This is a genomic window from Gordonia sp. (in: high G+C Gram-positive bacteria), assembly GCF_012515855.1.
GTDB lineage: Bacteria > Actinomycetota > Actinomycetes > Mycobacteriales > Mycobacteriaceae > Gordonia.
This window is the reverse complement of the sequence record NZ_JAAYXO010000168.1, coordinates 1-3,974: the sequence shown is the minus strand read 5'-3', so window position 1 is coordinate 3,974 and position 3,974 is coordinate 1. Positions and strand designations below refer to the sequence as shown.

At 68.8% G+C, this 3,974-nt stretch carries 4 protein-coding genes and 1 pseudogene; 4 read left to right on the top strand and 1 reads right to left on the bottom strand.

The genetic code is table 11. The features are described from left to right. Positions 1–130 (bottom strand): annotated as a pseudogene (locus GX543_RS12625) (HAD family hydrolase); the annotation flags it as partial. A gap of 41 nt (positions 131–171) precedes the next feature. Here GX543_RS12625 and GX543_RS12620 point away from each other — a divergent pair. Genes GX543_RS12620 through GX543_RS12605 form a run of 4 tightly spaced genes read left to right on the top strand, consistent with a single transcriptional unit; the run spans position 172 to position 3,970 of the window. Beyond that, positions 172–1,164: a 2-aminoethylphosphonate ABC transporter substrate-binding protein gene (locus tag GX543_RS12620; protein WP_290852309.1), complete on the top strand. Its 993-nt coding sequence runs from the start codon at positions 172–174 to the stop codon at positions 1,162–1,164. Between the two features lie 38 nt (positions 1,165–1,202). Further along, positions 1,203–2,294, top strand: a complete 1,092-nt coding sequence (locus GX543_RS12615; protein WP_290852311.1) for an ABC transporter ATP-binding protein — start codon at positions 1,203–1,205, stop codon at positions 2,292–2,294. Next, positions 2,291–3,169: a 2-aminoethylphosphonate ABC transporter permease subunit gene (locus GX543_RS12610; protein ID WP_290852307.1), complete on the top strand. Its 879-nt coding sequence runs from the start codon at positions 2,291–2,293 to the stop codon at positions 3,167–3,169. Before GX543_RS12615 ends, GX543_RS12610 begins: the two co-directional genes overlap by 4 nt. Before the next feature lie 3 nt (positions 3,170–3,172). Continuing rightward, positions 3,173–3,970 carry an ABC transporter permease gene (locus GX543_RS12605; protein ID WP_290852305.1) on the top strand — a complete coding sequence of 266 codons (798 nt, stop codon included), beginning with the start codon at positions 3,173–3,175 and terminating at the stop codon, positions 3,968–3,970. The last annotated feature ends 4 nt before the right edge of the window (positions 3,971–3,974 follow it).

The following is a 3,974-nucleotide window of genomic DNA, read 5'->3' as shown; positions in this document are numbered from 1 at the left end:
CGGCATTGTTCGCGGCCTGCACGTCGACAGCGGTGTCGCCCGCTGCGAGGACGTCGCCGACCGCTGTGACACCGCAGCGTTCCATCGCCCGGAAGATCAGGTACGGGGCGGGTCGGCCCGCCGGGACATCGTCGGTACCTCCGTCTGACGACGGCCGCCCTCGCCGTCGCCATGGTCGGCGCCCTCAGTGCATGCGGCGGCACCGGCGGTGCGTCCAACGCCGACTCCGTCACCCTGTACAGCGCCGATGGGCTCGGCGATTGGTACAAGGAGCAGTTCCAGGCCTTCGAGGAACAGACGGGCATCTCCGTCGAGTACGTCGAAGGCGGCTCCGGCGAGGTGGTCTCGCGCGCCGAGAAGGAGAAGTCCAATCCGCAGGTCGATGTTCTCGTGACCCTGCCGCCCTTCATCCAGCAGGCTGACAAGCAAGGCACGCTGGGGACCACGAAGATCGCCGACGACGCGGTGATTCCGGCCGCCGACAAGGCCGCCAACGGTCACTACGTCACACTCGCCAACAACTACTTCACGATGATCCGCGGTACCGCCGTGGAGCCGAAGGCCCAGAGTTGGGACGACCTCCTCGATCCGCGCTTCCGGCAGAAGTTGCAGTACTCGACTCCCGGGCAGGCCGGCGACGGCACCGCGCTGCTGCTCCTGCTGCGGCACGTGATGGGCGAGCAGCAGGCACTCGACTACCTCGGCAAGCTGCAGGCCAACAACGTCGGTCCGTCGGCGTCCACCGGCAAGCTCGGCCCCAAGGTCTCGAAGGGCGAACTCGCCGTCGCCAACAGCGACGTCCAGATGGCGCTGACCTCGATCGCCAACGACTCGGCTGCCTTCGAGACCTTCCTACCCACCACCGCCGACGGCAAGCGGATCACGATGGCATTGCCCTACGTGATGGGTAAGGCCGCGCAGGCGCCGCAGCCGGAGAACGCGCAGAAGCTGATCGACTTCCTGATGTCCGCGCCGGTGCAGCAGACGCTGGCCGAGCAGGCCTTCGGGTCGTCGCCGCGCACCGACGTCGAGGCCGCAGGCCCCAAGGCCGAGATGATCGCCGCAGCGGTCAAGGGCGCCGAGATCTGGCAGCCGGACTGGAACGACGTCAACAACAACTTCGACGCCCTGATCGACGCCTACAACAAGGCGACCGGCCAGTGAGCATCGACGCAGGCACCGCGGCCGAGACGCGGAAGCAGATCGCCACCGAGACCGCCGTCTCGGTCCGTGACGTGACCGTCGCGTTCGGCGACACCATCGCCCTCTCGAACTGTTCCTTCGACGTCGCCCGCGGCGAGACCGTCGCGCTGCTCGGCCCGTCGGGCTCGGGGAAGTCGACCGCGCTGAAGGCGATCGCCGGCTTCGAGAACGTGGTCGGCGGTTCCATTCTGATCGACGGCCGCGACGTGACCGCGCTGGCGCCCCGCCAGCGCGGCGTCGGATTCGTCGTCCAGCAGTACGCCCTGTTCCCGCACATGACGGTCCGTGCCAACGTGGCGTTCGGACTCAAGGCGCATCGCGTGGCCCGCGCCGAGATCGCACCGCGCGTCAACGAGGTGCTGCGCATGGTCGGCATGTTCGGCTACGCCGACCGCCTGCCGCGCGAACTGTCCGGCGGTCAACAACAGCGCGTCGCTATCGCCCGCGCCCTGGCCGGGCGCCCCGATCTGCTGCTGCTCGACGAGCCGCTGTCGGCCCTGGACACCCGGTTGCGCCAGGACATGATCATCGAACTGCAACAGTTGCGCAGCGACCTGCCGGACATCGCCATCGTGCATGTGACCCACGATCAGGCCGAGGCGCTGGCGCTGGCCGATCGGATCGGCATCATGCGCGATGCGCGCCTCGAAGCGATCGACACCGCCGAGGAACTGTTCCACCGGCCGCCGAGCGAGTTCGCTGCCACCTTCCTCGGCGGCGCCGACATCTTGCCGGTGCAAGCGCTCGAGACCATCTCGGCGGGCTCGATCGGCACACTCGACCACGGCGGACTCCGACTCCAGGCGCGCAGCCGCGAGACCGTCGCCCGGCACAAGCACCTGTCACTGGCCGTCCGTCCGTGGGCGTGGGAACTCTGCGACACCGAACCGATCAACGGCGTCGAAGTGGAGGTGATCGACCTGCAGTGGCGCGGAGCCACCCGGCACGTCCGCGCGGAGGTGGTCCACACCGGCCAGTCCATCGGCGTGGACGTCCCGGTGCTGGCGACGCCGCCGGTTCCCGGCCGGCGACTGTGGGCCGCCGTCGCACCCGACGACGTGCATCTGGTCCCCGCGGAGAAGAGCGCATGACCGCCACCCTTCCCCCGCCGACCGCACCTGCGACCCCGGCGCGGGCACCGCGGCGCTTCGCGGGCGCACCCACTCTCGCTCTGCTCATCGGACCGCTGGTCGTCTTGGCCCTCGGTCTCGGCTATCCCCTGGTGTGGGTGGTCTCGCGTTCGCTCACCGACCGGAACGACCAGTTCGCAGGCCTCGCCACCTGGACCGCGGCGCTCAGCGATCCGGCCGTGCATCGCGCCTTCTGGCGCACCCTGGAGATCGCCGCGTTCTCGACCGTCGGCTGCGTGGTGGTCGGCACGTTCATCGCCTTCGTCCTCGCGTTCATCCCGTTCCCGGGGACACCGGGCGTGGTGCGCCTCATCGAAGCGGTCGTCTCGCTGCCCTCGTTCTTGATTCCGCTGGCGTTGGGCGTCCTGTTCGGCCCGGTCGGCGTGATCGCCTCCTCCACCGGCCAGCAGCTCAGCATCATGAGCTCGGTGTACGGCGTGGTGCTCGCGGAGATCGCTTTCTACACGCCGTTCGTGGTCCGACCGCTGCTGGCTGCGTTCAGCCAGTTCCCCGCGGCACAGATCGACGTCGCCTCCTCCCTGGGCGCCGGCCCGGTCCGAATCGCCACGCGCGTCATCCTGCCGCGGGTGTGGCCCGCGCTGGCCGCTGCCACGTCGCTGACCTTCCTGTTGACCCTCAACGAGTTCGGCATCGTGCTGTTCACCGGCGCCAAGGACGTGATGACGCTGCCGATGATGATCTACACCAAGTCGATGGTCTCGTCCGACTTCGCGACCGCAGCGGTGCTGGCCACCATCCAGTTGGCGCTCTCGGTGTCGGTCTACCTCGGCTACCGCACCATCGTCCGCCGACTCGACACCAAGACCGGAGACTGAGACATGCTGGTACGCAATACCTCCGCGCGCCTGGCCATCTGGCTGACCTTCGGCGTGATCGTGGCCGTGCTGATCGTGACCCCGATCGTGGTGACCGCCATGACCGCGTTCGCCACCTCGTGGAACTCAGTGCTCCCGTCTGGTGTCACCACCGATCACCTGGCCGACACCCTGTCGCCGGAGAACCTCGACAGTGTCGCGGTCTCGATCCAGACGGCTGTCACGGCGTCGGCGATCGCCGTCGTCATCGGAACCTGGGCCGCGTTGGCCGCGCGCAAGGCGCCACCGAAGCTGCGGGCCGTCATCGACACGATGTATCACCTGCCGGTGGCCGTGCCGTCGGTGGTGATCGGCCTGGCCGCGCTCATCGCATTCTCCAAGCCGCCGCTGGTGCTGAACGGGACTCCGAGCATCGTGATCCTGGTGCAGTCGCTGCTGGTGCTGTCGTTCGCGTTCTCCATGGTCTCGGCCGCGGCCAAGTCGCTCGATCCCGCGCTCGACCGGGTGGCCGATTCGCTGGGCGCCAGTCCGGCGCGGACGCTGTTCACGGTGACGCTGCCGCTGCTCGCACCGGCGATCGCCGCGGCCGCCGGTCTCTCGGTGGCGCTGTGCATGGGCGAGCTCGGCGCGGCGATCATGGTGTACCCGGCGTCGTGGCGCACCCTGCCGGTCACCATCTTCACCCAGTCCGACCGCGGTGACCTGTTCTCCGCCGCCGCGAACACGCTGCTGCTGGTGCTGGTGAGCGTGGCGATCCTGGGTCTGCTGAGCCGGATCCGTTCGCGCGCGCAAGTACGCTGACCGT

Coding starts and splice junctions, on each gene's coding strand:
- GX543_RS12620 (WP_290852309.1), top strand. CDS start 172: ATGGTCGGCGCCCTCAGTGCATGCGGCGGCACCGGCGGTGCGTCCAAC.
- GX543_RS12610 (WP_290852307.1), top strand. CDS start 2,291: ATGACCGCCACCCTTCCCCCGCCGACCGCACCTGCGACCCCGGCGCGG.
- GX543_RS12605 (WP_290852305.1), top strand. CDS start 3,173: ATGCTGGTACGCAATACCTCCGCGCGCCTGGCCATCTGGCTGACCTTC.